This is a genomic window from Gemmobacter nanjingensis (assembly GCF_014652195.1).
Lineage (GTDB): Bacteria > Pseudomonadota > Alphaproteobacteria > Rhodobacterales > Rhodobacteraceae > Gemmobacter > Gemmobacter caeni.
Map to the genome: position 1 here is coordinate 61,053 of NZ_BMYI01000015.1, position 13,598 is coordinate 74,650.

Sequence of the window (13,598 nt, forward strand, 5' to 3'; positions counted from 1 at the left end):
CCCATGGCATCCATCACCCCCATCACGGCCGAGGACCGGCGGCGGCTCTGGCATCCGCGTGGAACACTCTGTGCTGTCTGCCGGCAACCCACCCGTGGTCTTGGCTGGTTCGATCCGCACCGGTCGAAGCGACCCCGGCCCTCGGTCTGGTTCTGCTCGATGCCCTGCCAGTCCTTCTGGACGCGCTTGGCCAGGGAGCGTTTCGCCATGGTTGACCTGACCGAGGAAGAGCGCGCAGCGATCACCGCCACCATGAAGCGCGTGGCGCTGCTGATGGACGAGATCGGCTGGGCCACCCCGCTTGCGGATCTGACCGAGGCGCAGGTGCGCGCGCTGATCGAGGAAGCCGTCGAGGGCTTCCGCGAGGCCATGTCCGACATCGCCCGGGCGCAGACGCCTGAGGTGCCGTTTTGACCCTCGATTACAATCATCGCCCCAGCTTCACCGACCGGGTCAACGCCGCCGTCGATCGGGCGCTGACCGCCGATCAGGCGACACGGTCGCCCCGCGACTATCTCGGCGGCTCGCGCCTCGGCCATGCCTGCGAGCGGGCCCTGCAGTTCGAGTTCACGGCGACGCCAAAGGACGAGGGCCAGGACTTCAGCGGTCAGTCGCTGCGCATCTTCTCCATCGGCCATGCGCTCGAGGATCTGGCCGCCGCCTGGCTGCGCGGCGCGGGGTTCGACCTCTACACCCGCAAGGGTAACCGGCCCGATGGCGGCCAGTTCGGCTTCTCGGTCGCGGGCGGGCGCATCCGCGGTCATGTCGACGGCATCGTCGCTGCCGGCCCCGAGGGCTTCGGTCTTGCCGTTCCCGCTCTCTGGGAATGCAAGACGATGAACGCGAAGAACTGGCGCGCCTGCGTGAAGGACGGCGTGACCAAGTCGAAGCCGGTCTATGCCGCCCAGATCGCGGTCTATCAGGCCTACATGGAAACCAGCGTGCCCGGCATCAGCGCCGCGCCAGCCGTGTTCACCGCGATCAACAAGGACACGGCCGAGCTTCACCATGAGCAGGTCGCCTTCGACGCCGATCTCGCGCAGCGCATGTCCGACCGGGGCGTGCGGATCCTGCAGGCGACCGACGCAGGCGAGCTTCTGCCGCGCGTCGCCACCACGCCCGACTTCTTCGAATGCCGCTTCTGCCCGTGGTCCGAGCGCTGCTGGAGGCTTCCCGCATGAGCGACGACGGCATCCTGCACTTCAACCCCTGGACGGACTTCAACGACGGGCCGCCGTCCGAGAACCCCTTCGGCTGCGACCCCGACCCCGAGCAGATCGCCGTCTTTCTCGACACCGTGTTCAGCTGGTGCGAGGGGCTGATCCCGCTCCGGGGCTTCGTCGACAAGGGTCAGGGCCGAGACGGCAAGCCGCACAACATCTGGATCCCGGCCGACGACACTGCGCCCGAGAAACTCGCAACCTTCGCCGGATGGGCGAACCGTGAAGGCGCTGCGGTTTATGTCATCCCCGGCACGGTCGAGGAACAGGGCCAGGCCCGCGCCGCCGATGTGCTGCAGATGCAGGCCATCGTCGTCGATCTCGACGCAGGCGACATCCCGGCCAAGCTGGACCATGTCACCCGCCACCTCGGCGCGCCCTCGCTCATCATCGAGAGCGGTGGGCGGACGCCCGAGGGTGCGGCCAAGCTCCATGTCTGGTGGAAACTGACCGAACCCGTCGAGGGCGAGGACCTGGCCACCCACTGCCGCCTGCGCGGCGAGATCGCCGTGAAGGTCGGCGGCGACACGCATTTCCGCTCGGCGCACCAGCCGATCCGGGTGCCAGGCACAGTCTATCACAAGCACGGCCACCAGCGTCTCGTGCAGATCCGCGAACACCGTGCCGTCGAGGTGGACCTTGTGGATTTCGCCGAGAAGGTCGCCGAGATGCCGCCGCTGCCAGGCGTAGGCTTCGCCAGCGACGTTGCCGCGCCGACCGCGAAGCCCGGCATCGACGCGGTGCTCACCACGCCGGTGCGCGAAGGCGCGGTCGACGATTGGTCCCGTTTCCAGGGGGCGAGCGCCGCCATCGGCCATTACGTGCGCCTGGTGCACGAGGGCCGCCTCGACCCCTTCGCAGGCTGGGAGGCGATCTGCGGCTACAACGCCGCCATGCTGCGCCCGTCCTGGCCGCTCGATCGGCTGATGGCCGAGTCCGAACGGCTCTGGGCGCTGCATGTGAAGCGCAACGGCCCGCCGCTCCTGCGCGCAGCCCACGCGGGTGCCCCGGCCAGCCCGCTGCCGACCTTCAGCCTCGGCGCGCTGCTCGACGACACCAGTCCGATGCCCGAGGACATCATCGGCCCCCGCGTGCTGACGCCGGGCGGGCTCCTGGTGCTGGGCGGCGCGCCCAAGGTCGGCAAGAGCGATTTCCTGATCTGCTGGCTCGTGCACATGGCCGCGGGCGTGCCGTTCCTCGGCTTCACGCCGCCCCGGCCGCTGCGCGTGTTCTACCTTCAGGCGGAGATCCAGTATCACTACCTGCGCGAGCGCATGCAGCAGATCGCGTTGCCCGCCGCCGTGATCGTCGCCGCGCGCGACACCTTCATCGCCACCCCGAAGCTGAAGCTGCTGCTCGACGCGGAGGGCGTCGCCCGCGTCACCGAGGCGATCCGGACGGCATTCCCTGACGCGCCGCCCGACATCATCGTCATCGACCCGATCCGCAACCTGTTCGACGGCGGCCCCGAGGGCGGTGGCGAGAACGACAACACCGCCATGATGTTCTTCCTGAAGGACCGGGTGGAGCTCCTGCGCGAAGCGGTGAACGCGGACGCGGGCGTCATCCTCGCCCACCACACCCGCAAGGCCAGCAAGCACCAGGTCAAGGACGATCCCTTCCTCGCCCTCTCCGGCGCCAGCGCGCTCCGCGGCTTCTACACCTCGGGGCTGCTCATGCACCGGCCCGACGAGGACAGCAGCGTCCGCAGGCTGGAGATCGAACTGCGCAATGGCCCCGCGCTGCCGGGCAAGCTGATCGACAAGGTGAAAGGCGAATGGGTCGAACTGAACCCGCTGAACGAGCGCCTGGTGCGCAAGGAGGTCGGCGCCAGGCTCGATGCCGAACGGCTGCGCAAGCACGATGTCATCCTCGGCATGTTGCTGGATGAGGCGGCCAGCGAGCGCCTCTACACCGCCATGCAGTTCGCCGAGACCTTCGAGAACCGGGGCGGTCTGGGCAGCAAGCACACCATTCGCGAGCGCCTCAGCGTGCTGGCGACCAAGGGCTTCGTTAAGTTCCTTCGTGACCCTTCGGGGTTCGGCTTCCCCGTCACCCGATCCCGGTTCGGCTACCTTTGCGTCGAGGGCATGCAGTTCGGCACGCCCGTCGAGCATGTCGATCCGGCCACCGGCGAGTTGACCACAGCGGTCCGTCCGGTCCTGCCCAGCCACTTCAAGTGCCCCCAATCCGGGCTCTGCCTGCAGGTCGAAAACCCCGCTGTCTGGGTCTACCCGGAGGGGCTCGAGGACGACCTAACTCATATGAGTGAGGCCTGACTCATATGACAGCGCCGACTGTGCACTCAACGAAATCAACGGGTTACGGGCAAATAAGAGTTAGGTCCCTAACTCATGCCCGAAGACTTCATGAAGTCTTATTCCGCAATGATTTCAGCCACTTGTCCTCCCCGGAACAGTTAGGTGTCAAACCCCCATACTACGTATGGGAGGGCCACCCCACAGGGTTGGCCACTCCTCCCATACGTCCGGGCCAGCCGCGCGCGCCGCCGTGACGGCCTGTTGTGCTTCCCGATCCGACGACGGCGGCCCCGTACCGCCAAGCACCAGACCGCCGTCGTCTTCCACCACCACAGGCCACCGGCAAAGGAGACCCATCATGGCTCAGCCGACTCTGATCCCGAATTGCGACGGCGCAAGGTTTGAATCGCTGCCGCTCGACACCCCCCGCAACCGCTGCGTCCTGGCGCTCGACCTCGGCACCTCGACCGGCTGGGCGATCCGCGGCCATGACGGCCTGATCACTAGCGGCACCGTCTCGCTGCGTCCCGGCCGCTTCGACGGGGGCGGCATGCGCTACCTGCGCTTCACCAACTGGCTGACCGAGATCGACCGGCTATCCGGGCCCGTCGCCGCCATCTGGTTCGAGGAGGTCCGCCGCCACGCGGGCACCGACGCGAGCCACATCTACGGCGGCCTCATGGCCACGCTGACCGCATGGGCCGAGCTGCGGGGCGTGCCCTACGAGGGGGTCCCGGTCGGCACGATCAAGCGTCACGCCTCGGGCAAGGGCAACGCCGACAAGGCCGCCATGGTCGCCGCCGTCCGCGCCCGAGGCTTCAGCCCGGCCGACGACAACGAGGCCGACGCCATCGCCCTGCTGCTCTGGGCGATCGAGACGAAGGGAGGTGTCGCATGAGATGGCATCCCCACGGCTACGGCGGCCGACGTCGGGATCCCGAGCAGGTCAAGCGCGAGGGTTGGCGGGAACAGGGCGTCCTCGCGGTCTCCGCCGATGACGACCGCCTCACCTGGCCCGAGCGTGAACTGGTCCGCCAGCTCGGTGAGAAGCTCTACGGGCCGCGCCCTTCCGACAGGGAGGCGCGCCATGGCTGATCGTGAATGGACTGCCGACTGCGTCGCCGATCATTTCGAGGAAGCGTTCCGCACATTGCGCAAGCTGCCGCCTGTGAAGGCGCAGGGCTACTTCAACGTCTGGCCCGAGGTCGTCCGGACCCGGCAGGAGATCGCAGCAATGGAACCGCAGCCGATGCGGGTCTGGCCCTCGGCCGCCGCCATCGGCCGGCTCGAGCAGACCTCGGACTGGGTGCTCTGGATCGAGGAAGCGGAGCGCAAGCTGGTCTGGTCCCGCGCGGCCCGTGTGCCGTGGAAGCTGATCAGCGGCGAACTTGGCTGCGACCGCACGACCGCTTGGCGTCGCTGGCAGCTGGCGCTGACCAAGATCGCGGCGCGGCTGAATGCCAAGTGACTCCAATGTGTTGCAACACTTTTCCCTTCGACATCTGCAACATGATCGTGCTATTCCGAAGGCAAGATGGGGAGAGTGCGCTGGAAAGCTCGCTCTCCCCTTTGCATTGACGGGGGCCACCTGGACCCCGGCATCCAGCGAGGGTCCGGCCGGGGTCCAGCCCAAGGCAGCTTCCGGTTCCTTCCTGGCGATATTCGTATGCTGGCGGGCGAAGCGCGGCACATCGCCAGCGACAGGGCCGGATTTTTGGGAAGCCACCCGGAAGCCGCTGCCTAGTAAACCCGCCTGAAACACCGCAAAATCAAACCCTTGAAGCTGGACACCCGTGGTGGCCGCTGGACCCCGCGTGGAGTCCAGTCTGGACGCCGGAGTCCGGAAGCCAGGGGTTTCCACCCTGATCCGAGGAATGACCCGACGATGACGCTGAGCTTCGCCCCTGAGCGGATCGAGACCTGGCCGCTTGCGCGCCTTCAGCCCTACGCCCGCAATGCGAAGGCGCATGGCGCGGACCAAGTCGCGAAGATCGCCGCCAGCATGGCCGAGTTCGGCTGGACCGTGCCCTGCCTCGTCGGCGAGGACGGCGAGTTGATCGCGGGCCATGGCCGGGTGCTCGCCGCCACTCAGCTCGGGTTGACCGAGGCGCCGGTGATCGTGCTCGGGCATCTGACCGAGGCGCAGCGGCGGGCTTATCGCATCGCGGACAACAAGCTGACCGAACTCGGGACCTGGGACGAGGCGCTGCTGTCGGCGGAACTGAACGATCTGCTGGCCGAGGATTTCGACCTGTCGCTGGTCGGCTTCTCCGACGGCGAACTCGACAAGCTGCTGGCCTACGTGCCGGAGGGGGACGGGGAAGAAGGTGGCGCCGGGGGCTCCGTGCCGCCGGTGACCATCCCAGAGCCGCCGCGCAATCCGGCGTCGCGCCCCGGCGATCTCTGGATCCTCGGGGACCACCGGCTGCTTTGCGGCGACAGCACCAGCGCTGCCGACGTGCGCCGCCTGATGAATGGCGAGCGCGCAATTCTGTTCGCGACGGACCCGCCGTATCTGGTGGACTACGACGGCTCGAACCATCCGACCCGGAACAAGGACTGGTCAGCGTCTTACGGCACCACGTGGGACGACAGTTCGCAGGGCGCGGAGCTCTACGACGGCTTCATCGCCGCGGCCGTGGCCGAGGCGATCACTGATGACGCGGCCTGGTACTGCTGGCACGCCTCGCGCCGCCAGGCGATGCTGGAGGCTTGCTGGGAAAAGGCCGGCGCTTTCGTCCACCAGCAGATCATCTGGGTGAAGGACCGCGGTGTCCTGACGCGGTCGCATTACCTCTGGAAGCACGAGCCTTGCTTCATGGGATGGCGCCGCCCGAACCGCCCGCCGAAGGTCGCCGAGGAAACGCTGCCCTCGACATGGGCGCTACCGTCCTTCGCCAAGGACGAACGCCCCGATCACCCGACGCCGAAACCCCTCGACGCCTTCGGCATCCCGATGCGCCAGCACGTCGCCCGCGGCGGGCTGTGCTATGAGCCGTTCTCGGGCTCGGGCTCGCAGATCATGGCGGGCGAGGCCAACGGCCGCCGCGTCTTCGCGATGGAAATCAGCCCGGCCTATGTCGATGTCGCCGTGGAGCGCTGGCAGGCCGAGACCGGCCGCGACGCGACCCTAGACGGCGACGGTCGGACCTTCGCGCAGGTGAGAATCGAGCGGCTGGGCGACGATGCCGACGCACGGGCCGATGCGACGGACACGGACGCCGCCCCCGAACCCGCGCGAAAGCGCAAGACCGCCGCGTGACATGCATGACCTGGCTTTACCTTCCTCCGGACGCGCTTCCGGAGCCGGAGACGCATGCCTCTTCGGCCTCTCCCTCTGCTCCGGCGCAGGCGGGCTCGATCTCGGGCTTGTCCTCGCCATCCCCGGATATCGTGCTGTGGGCTATGTCGAACGGGAAACCTTCGCCGCAGCCACTCTCGTGGCGCGGATGGAAGATGCGTCCCTGGATCGCGCGCCTGTCTGGGACGACATTGGCACCTTCGATGGCCGCCCGTGGCGCGGCGCGGTGGACATCGTCACTGCGGGCTATCCGTGCCAGCCGTTCTCCGTCGCGGGCAAGCGCCGGAGTACCGACGACCCGCGCCACCTCTGGCCCCATGTCGCCCGCATCATCGACGAGGTCCGGCCGCCCTTCGTCTTCCTCGAGAATGTCGCCCATCATCTCCGCCTCGGCTTCCCCGAAGTCGCCGCAGGACTGGTCGTCATGGGCTACCGCCTTGCGGCAGGCCTCTTCACGGCGGCGGAAGTCGGCGCGCCCCACAAGCGCGAGCGGCTGTTCATCCTCGCCGTCCGAGAGGGGGACAAGTTGGCCGACCCCGCGCGCCTGCTCTGGGACCCGGTCGAGTGGCGGGAACCGGACGGAGCTGCTGCGGCTCTGGCCGACGCCCCGGGCCAGCGCCAACGAGAACCGGCAGACGAAGCCGACGCCCTCGCAGGAAGCCGGTCAGCACGGGATGAACCTTGCGACGACGGCTGCGATGTGGCCGACGCCGATGGCCAACGACGGCTGCAAGCCGAGCGCGGGCAACCGCCGCTCGGCCGACCTGACCCATTCTGCGGGGATGTGGATGACGCCGACGGCCCGCGATCACAAGGACGGAGCGACGACACTCGCGAACACGCCGGTCAACGGCCTGCTTGGCCGCCAAGTCCTGGTGACGCCGATGGCTGGGAACGATACCTGCGATGTGCGCCGAACCTTGAACCCGCTGTTCGTCGAGGCACTGATGGGCTGGCCCACCGGGTGGACCGGCTTCGCCTCTGTGGAAATGGAGTGGTGCCGCTGGTTGCGGCGCATGCGCTGCGAACTCTGGCAGCTGAATTGCTGGCCGATGATTGAGGGGGCGACATGAAGCAGTCGCGCCTCATGTCGCTGGTCGAATCCGTCGCCAACGTGATCGTCGGCTATGGCGTCGCGGTGGCCACGCAGATCCTGATCTTCCCGGTCTTCGGGCTGCACACGACACTGGCCCAGAACCTGAAGATGGGCGCGGTCTTCACAGTGGTCAGCATCGCGCGGTCCTACGTCCTGCGGCGGCTGTTCGAACGGCTGCGGCGAGCCTGATCCGGCGGCTGGCGGTCCGGCTCCTGCGCTGGTAGCCTTCAGGCATGTCCGAAGGCTGGCAACATATCGAGATCAACGATCATGGGACCATCGTCGTCCTGCGTCCGATTTCGGACGAGGGACGGGACTGGCTTGCGGAGCATGTCGGCGAGCCGGAACCGGGTGGCATCTACACCTGCGAGCCGCGGATGGCGCAGGATATCCTGCAGGCCGCCGCCCGCGATCTGCTGTCGTGGCAATGAAAAACCGCCGCCCGGTCGGGGCGGCGGCGGTAGCAATCTTCTCGCGGCGTCAGGCGGCGGGAAGCCGATAGACCCGCCCGCGCCCCTCGACTTTCTCGGAGGTCACCTCGAGCCCGAGCTTCTTCTTCAGCGCCCCGGCCATCGCGCCGCGCACGGTGTGCGACTGCCAGCTGGTCGCGGCCATGATCTCCTCGATGGTCGCGCCCTTCGGCGCGCGCAGCATGGCGATCAGCGTGGCCTGCTTCGTCCCCTCGCGCGGCGTGCGCGCCTTGGGCGCGGCCTCCGGTTCGGTCGGGGTATTCGGCGAGGGCTCCTCGGAAGGCGCGTCCGTCGCGCCTGCAGGCGCGGTGTTCGCGTCCTCGGGCTCTATCCCGATGGCGGCGAGGCCTGCGTCGGTGGCGACGAGCGTGGTGCCGTGGCCATCGCCGGTTTCGCGCCACATGGGCTCGCCCTTGCGCAGGTCGGCATCGACTTCCTGCAGCAGGCCCTTGGCGAGCATCGCGCCGACCACCTTGGCGGCGGCGCCACCCCGCAGGCTCTCGGGCAGCGGCAGGGCGATGCGGTCCTCGCGCTGTGCGGCGGCACTGAGAATGATTGCTTGAGTGTCGGAAAGCTTGGTCATCGTCGTCTCCCGTATCGGGGCGCGCGGAATGCGGGCCCTTCTACGAGGTCGAGCCCGCCAGTCGGCGGGCGGGACCGGGAGCGGGTCGTCTCACTCGGCGTGTTCGCCTTCGTGGAAGGCCATGTCGGTGATCTCGCGCAGCTTGGCGCGGTAGTGGTTCAGGGTGCCGACGTGGCCCCAGTTGATCTCGTCGGGGTGGGTCTCGAAGTGGTCGGCGCTGAGGGCGGCGAGGCGTTCCAGCATCGCGTCGATCTCGGTCTTGGCGGCGATGAAGGCGTCGAGGGCTTTCGTGTTGTCGGTCGCGCGGCGGGTCATCGTGGTGGCTCCTTGGGTCGAGTTGCATCGCTTCGTTGGAGTGACGTTCGCTCTGTCCGCCGCGCTTATCAACGCGATAAGCGCATGAATCTGAATGATAATCGGAGCCGTCGATGCAGGGCATGAGCGAGCGCCAGTACGCCGCGCACGTCGGGCTGTCGCGGGGCGCGATCCAGAAGGCGAAGACCGCCGAACGGCTGGTCCTCTATCCCGACGGCAGCATCAACGCGGCCGAAAGTGATGTGCGGCGGGCGGAAACCACCGACCCATCGAAGACGCGCAAGCCGCCCGCGCCGAAGCTGAAGCCCGTCCCCGAGGCGGCGGTGGCCGCCGTCGGTGACACGCTCCGCGAACAGGGTCTGGCGGTGCCGGCGGTCGGCGGCGGCACGACCTTCCTGCAGGCGAAGACCGCGAACGAGGTGCTGAAGGCGCAGGAGCGGCGCATCCGGCTCCAGAAGCTGAAGGGGGAATTGATCGAGCGTGCCCGGGCGCTGTCTCTGGTGTTTCGCCTGGCGCGGGAGGTGCGGGATGCGTGGGTGAACTGGCCCTCTCGGTCGTCGGCACTCATGGCGGCGGAATTGGGCGTGGAACCGGCCGCGATGCAGAAGGCCTTGGAAAAACATGTACGCGCCCACCTCGACGAACTTGCCGAGGTCCGGCCCGACTTCCGGTGAAACTGGCGACGACCTGACCGACTTCGACGGCGAGGCAGAAATCCTGCGCACCTGGGGCGCGGGGCTGTCGCCCGATCCTGATCTCACAGTGTCACAATGGGCGGACCAGCACCGGATGCTCTCGGGCCGCGCCTCGGCCGAACCGGGGCGCTACCGTACGGCGCGCACGCCCTACATGCGCGAGATCATGGACCGGCTGTCGCCCGGCGATCCCACCCAACGGATCGTGTTCATGAAGGCGGCACAGGTCGGCGCGACCGAGGCGGGCAACAACTGGATCGGGTTCGCCATCCACCAGGCGCCGGGGCCGATGCTGGCGGTCCAGCCCACCGTAGAACTTGCCAAGCGCAACTCGCGCCAGCGGATCGACCCACTGATCGACGAGAGCCCGGAACTGCGCGAGCGGGTGAAGCCCGCGCGATCCCGCGACGCGGGCAACACCATGCTGTCGAAGGAATTCGCGGGCGGCATCCTGATCATGACCGGGGCAAACTCGGCCGTGGGTCTGCGCTCGACCCCGGCGCGTTATATCTTCCTCGACGAGGTCGATGCCTATCCCGCCTCGGCCGACGAGGAAGGCGATCCCGTCACGCTGGCCGAGGCGCGGTCGCTGACCTTCGCCCACCGGCGCAAGGTGCTGCTGGTCTCGACGCCGACGATCCGGGGTCTGAGCCGGATCGAGCGGGAGTATGAGGCGAGCGACCAGCGGCGGTTCTTTGTGCCGTGCCCGCATTGCGGCGCGATGCAATTTCTGAAGTTCGACCGGCTGCGCTGGCAGAAGGGCCGCCCGGAGACAGCGGAGTATCACTGCGAGGGCTGCGACGCGGCAATCGCGGAGCACCACAAGACGGCGATGCTGGAGGGCGGCGAATGGCGGGCAACCGCCACGGCCGCCGATCCGACCACGGTCGGGTATCACCTCTCGGCGCTCTATTCGCCGATCGGCTGGCTGAGCTGGGAGCGGATCGTGCGGGCATGGGACGCGGCCCAAGGGTCGGACGAGGCGATCAAGGCGTTCCGCAACACGATCCTCGGCGAAACATGGGTCGAGACCGGGGAAGCGCCCGACTGGCAGCGGCTCTACGACCGGCGCGAGCATTGGAAATCCGGCACGGTGCCTGCGGGCGGGCTGTTCCTGACCGCCGGGGCCGACGTCCAGAAGGACCGGATCGAGGTCGATGTCTGGGCCTGGGGGCGCGGACTTGAGTCTTGGCTCGTCGATCACGTCGTGATCGAGGGCGGGCCGGATCGGCGCGACGCATGGTCCGAGCTGACGGCGCTGCTGGATCGAAGCTGGCCGCACGAGCGCGGCGCGCATCTCAGGATCGCGCGGCTCGCCATCGACACCGGCTACGAGGCCCCGGCCGTCTATGCCTGGTCGCGCAGCGCCGGGTTTGCACAGGTTTCCCCGGTGAAGGGCGTCGAGGGGTTCAACCGCTCCAGCCCGGTGTCGGGGCCGACCTTCGTCGACGCGACCGAGGGCGGTAAACGCCTGCGGCGCGGCGCGCGGCTCTGGACCGTGGCGGTGTCGACCTTCAAGGCCGAGACCTATCGCTTCCTGCGGCTGGCGCGCCCGACCGAGGAGGAGATGGCCGACGGGGCGGCGTTTCCGCCCGGATCGGTCCACCTGCCGCACTGGGTCGAGAACGAATGGCTGAAGCAGTTCGTGGCCGAGCAGCTGGTGACGGTGCGCACGAAACGTGGCTTCGCCCGGCTGGAATGGCAGAAGCTGCGCGAGCGGAACGAAGCGCTGGATTGCCGGGTCTATGCCCGCGCCGCTGCCTGGATCGCGGGCGCGGATCGCTGGCCCAACGAGAAATGGCGTGACCTCGAGGATCAGCTCGGGGCCGCCCCCACCGACACCGATCCCGCCGGACAGATCAACCGGCCGGGACAGGCCCCGCAGGGCAAGCGCCGCTCCGACTGGCTCGGGCGGCGTGGAGGATGGTTTTGAACATGACGGACTGGACGGAAACCGAGCTCTCGGCGCTGCGCCGGGCCTATGCCAGCGGTACGACGCGGGTCAGCTATGACGGCAAGTCGGTCGACTACGGCTCGGCCGAGGATCTGCTGGCGCGCATCCGCACCATCGAGCGCGCCATCGCGGGAAAGACACGGCCGCTGCCGGTGGCCGGGCTGGCTGGCTTCAGCCGCGGAGATCGCTGATGTCGGCGACCTGGTTCGACCATGCCATCGCCACGGTGGCGCCGCGCATGGCCGCCCGCCGCGTCATGGCGCGTCAGGCGTTCGAGACCCTGACGCGGGGCTATGACGGGGCCGCGCGTGGGCGGAGGACCGAGGGCTGGCGCGCGCCGGGATCCTCCGCCGACACCGAGATCGGCGTCGCCGGAGCCCTGTTGCGCGATCGGATGCGCGACCTGGTGCGCAACAACCCGCACGCGGCCAAGGCCGTCGCGGTGCTGGTCAACAACATCATCGGCTCGGGGCTAATGCCCCGCGCCGCCAGTGGCGACGACACGCTGGACCGGAAGGTCGACGCGCTCTTCGAGCGCTGGACGGCGGAGTGCGATGCCGACGGCCAGCTGGACTTCTACGGCCTGCAGACGCTGATCTGCCGCGAGATGGTCGAGGCGGGTGAGGTCCTGGTACGCCGCCGGTTGCGGCGGGCAAGCGATGGCCTGCCGGTGCCGCTGCAATTGCAGGTGCTGGAAGCGGACTTCCTCGACGCCTCGAAATCCGGCGCCTTGGGCGCGGGACGCTTAGTCCAGGGGATCGAGTTCGACCCGGTCGGCAAGCGCCGGGCCTATTGGCTGCACGCCGAGCATCCGGGCGACGCCTATGGCGCCTTGCAGAACGGCCTGCAGAGCCGCCCGGTCCCCGCGACCGAGATCGCGCACATCTACGAGAAGCAGCGCACGCAGGCGCGCGGCGTTCCCTGGGGCGCGCCGGTGATCCGGTCGTTGCGTGATCTCGACGATTACGAGGTGGCCGAACTGGTCCGCAAGAAGACCGAGGCCTGCGTCACCGCCATCGTCTTCGGCGACGACGAGGCGCAGCAGGGCATCGCGCCCTCTGTGGTCGACGCCGATGGCAACCGGGTCGAGCAGTTCGAGCCAGGGCTCATCGCCTATGCCCGCGGCGGCAAGGACATCCGGTTCAACCAGCCCTCTGCCACCGGCGGCTACGGCGAATACAAGCGCGCGAGCCTGCACACGATCTCGGCCGGGTTCCGCGTGCCCTACGAGCTGCTGACCGGTGACCTCAGCCAGGTCAACTACTCCTCGATCCGGGCGGGGCTCGTCGAGTTCCGCCGCATGATCGACGCCGTGCAGTGGCAGCTATTCATCCCGATGCTATGCGCGCCGGTGTGGCGCTGGTTCACGGAAGCCGCATGGGCAGCAGGGCAGATCCCGACACCGGACGTGCCGGTGGAATGGTCGCCGCCGAAGTTCGATGCCGTCGATCCCTACAAGGATGCGATGGCCGACCTGCTGGCAATCCGGACAGGCACGATGACGCTCGCGCAAGCCATTGCCCGGCAGGGCCACAACCCGGACGCGGTGCTGGCAGAAATCGCTGCCACCAACGCCAAGCTCGATGGCCTCGGCCTCGTGCTCGACAGCGATCCGCGCCGCGTCACCAAGACCGGCAGCGTGCAGGCGGGTGACCCGACCAGTGACCCGGCCGCCCCCGCATCCGAAACAGAGAAGGAATAGG

General features: G+C 68.4%; 16 protein-coding genes and 1 pseudogene. 15 read left to right on the top strand and 2 right to left on the bottom strand.

What is annotated here, in order from left to right:
• The first annotated feature begins 3 nt into the window (after positions 1–3).
• The 11 genes and pseudogenes from IE126_RS25995 (at position 4) to IE126_RS19475 (ending at position 8,309) form a co-directional block, all read left to right on the top strand.
• Positions 4–414 (top strand): DUF6511 domain-containing protein, encoded by a 411-nt coding sequence (locus tag IE126_RS25995; protein ID WP_229825676.1) that lies wholly within the window; start codon positions 4–6, stop codon positions 412–414.
• Positions 411–1,181: a PD-(D/E)XK nuclease family protein gene (locus IE126_RS19435; protein WP_189381927.1), complete on the top strand. Its 771-nt coding sequence runs from the start codon at positions 411–413 to the stop codon at positions 1,179–1,181. The genes IE126_RS25995 and IE126_RS19435 overlap by 4 nt, the downstream gene beginning before the upstream one ends.
• Positions 1,178–3,499 carry an AAA family ATPase gene (locus IE126_RS19440; protein WP_229825678.1) on the top strand — a complete coding sequence of 774 codons (2,322 nt, stop codon included), beginning with the start codon at positions 1,178–1,180 and terminating at the stop codon, positions 3,497–3,499. The genes IE126_RS19435 and IE126_RS19440 overlap by 4 nt, the downstream gene beginning before the upstream one ends.
• Positions 3,500–3,839: 340 nt before the next feature.
• Positions 3,840–4,379 carry a hypothetical protein gene (locus tag IE126_RS19445; protein WP_229825682.1) on the top strand — a complete coding sequence of 180 codons (540 nt, stop codon included), beginning with the start codon at positions 3,840–3,842 and terminating at the stop codon, positions 4,377–4,379.
• Positions 4,376–4,576, top strand: coding sequence for a hypothetical protein (locus IE126_RS19450; protein WP_071796301.1), 201 nt, complete (start codon positions 4,376–4,378; stop codon positions 4,574–4,576). The genes IE126_RS19445 and IE126_RS19450 overlap by 4 nt, the downstream gene beginning before the upstream one ends.
• Positions 4,569–4,949: a DUF6362 family protein gene (locus IE126_RS19455; protein ID WP_189381929.1), complete on the top strand. Its 381-nt coding sequence runs from the start codon at positions 4,569–4,571 to the stop codon at positions 4,947–4,949. Before IE126_RS19450 ends, IE126_RS19455 begins: the two co-directional genes overlap by 8 nt.
• A gap of 417 nt (positions 4,950–5,366) precedes the next feature.
• Positions 5,367–6,743 (top strand): site-specific DNA-methyltransferase, encoded by a 1,377-nt coding sequence (locus IE126_RS19460; RefSeq protein WP_062563481.1) that lies wholly within the window; start codon positions 5,367–5,369, stop codon positions 6,741–6,743.
• A gap of 1 nt (position 6,744) precedes the next feature.
• A pseudogene (locus IE126_RS26000) lies at positions 6,745–7,251 on the top strand (DNA cytosine methyltransferase); the annotation flags it as partial.
• Between the two features lie 205 nt (positions 7,252–7,456).
• A complete protein-coding gene (locus IE126_RS26005) occupies positions 7,457–7,855 on the top strand; it encodes a hypothetical protein (RefSeq protein WP_062563483.1) in 399 nt (132 codons plus the stop codon).
• Positions 7,852–8,067, top strand: coding sequence for a DUF7220 family protein (locus IE126_RS19470; protein WP_062563484.1), 216 nt, complete (start codon positions 7,852–7,854; stop codon positions 8,065–8,067). Before IE126_RS26005 ends, IE126_RS19470 begins: the two co-directional genes overlap by 4 nt.
• Before the next feature lie 44 nt (positions 8,068–8,111).
• Complete coding sequence (locus IE126_RS19475; RefSeq protein ID WP_062563485.1) at positions 8,112–8,309, top strand: hypothetical protein; 198 nt, start codon at positions 8,112–8,114, stop codon at positions 8,307–8,309.
• A 49-nt stretch (positions 8,310–8,358) separates the two neighbouring features.
• On the opposite strand, the gene IE126_RS19480 is transcribed toward IE126_RS19475, so the two are convergent.
• Positions 8,359–8,931: a DUF3489 domain-containing protein gene (locus tag IE126_RS19480; RefSeq protein ID WP_062563486.1), complete on the bottom strand. Its 573-nt coding sequence runs from the start codon at positions 8,929–8,931 to the stop codon at positions 8,359–8,361.
• Between the two features lie 90 nt (positions 8,932–9,021).
• Positions 9,022–9,246 carry a hypothetical protein gene (locus IE126_RS19485; protein ID WP_062563487.1) on the bottom strand — a complete coding sequence of 75 codons (225 nt, stop codon included), beginning with the start codon at positions 9,244–9,246 and terminating at the stop codon, positions 9,022–9,024.
• A gap of 113 nt (positions 9,247–9,359) precedes the next feature.
• On the opposite strand from IE126_RS19485, the gene IE126_RS19490 reads away from it, so the two are divergent.
• The 4 genes from IE126_RS19490 to IE126_RS19505 are packed head-to-tail and all read left to right on the top strand — an operon-like array spanning position 9,360 to position 13,597.
• The gene (locus IE126_RS19490) at positions 9,360–9,920 is read left to right on the top strand and encodes a hypothetical protein (RefSeq protein WP_062563488.1); all 561 of its coding nucleotides are present in this window, start codon (positions 9,360–9,362) and stop codon (positions 9,918–9,920) included.
• Positions 9,868–11,874, top strand: coding sequence for a phage terminase large subunit family protein (locus IE126_RS19495; protein WP_189381930.1), 2,007 nt, complete (start codon positions 9,868–9,870; stop codon positions 11,872–11,874). Before IE126_RS19490 ends, IE126_RS19495 begins: the two co-directional genes overlap by 53 nt.
• 2 nt (positions 11,875–11,876) lie before the next feature.
• The gene (locus tag IE126_RS19500; RefSeq protein WP_062563490.1) at positions 11,877–12,086 is read left to right on the top strand and encodes a phage head-tail joining protein; all 210 of its coding nucleotides are present in this window, start codon (positions 11,877–11,879) and stop codon (positions 12,084–12,086) included.
• Positions 12,086–13,597 (top strand): phage portal protein, encoded by a 1,512-nt coding sequence (locus IE126_RS19505; RefSeq protein ID WP_062563491.1) that lies wholly within the window; start codon positions 12,086–12,088, stop codon positions 13,595–13,597. Before IE126_RS19500 ends, IE126_RS19505 begins: the two co-directional genes overlap by 1 nt.
• Position 13,598: the final 1 nt, after the last annotated feature.